1 pseudogene is annotated in these 294 nt (G+C 77.2%); it reads right to left on the reverse strand.

The window, feature by feature from the left end:
* Positions 1-294 (reverse strand): annotated as a pseudogene (locus tag G3I40_RS25205) (serine/threonine protein kinase); the annotation flags it as partial.

Here is a 294-nt window from a genome sequence, read left to right on the forward strand (position 1 = left end):
GACCGAGGTGTCCTGCTGCCAGCGCACCGCGTCGGCCGCCGGCGTCGTGGGCCGGGTGTCCACGGCCAGGAGCAGACCGCCGGCCGCGTAGACGTACACCGTCCCCCCGCTCCCGGCGGCCTCCGCCTGGTCCATCGGGGCCGGCAGTCGGACCCGGTGCGCCGTCCGGTTCCCCGTGTCGAGGCGGACGACCTCCCGGGTCAACTGGTCGGCGCCCAGGGCCAGTAGGTGCAGCGACCCGTCGTCGGCCGCGAACGGGCGCAGGTCCCCGGCGAGCCGGGCCGACCACAGCAC

This window comes from Streptomyces sp. SID14478, assembly GCF_010548525.1.
Classification (GTDB): domain Bacteria; phylum Actinomycetota; class Actinomycetes; order Streptomycetales; family Streptomycetaceae; genus Streptomyces.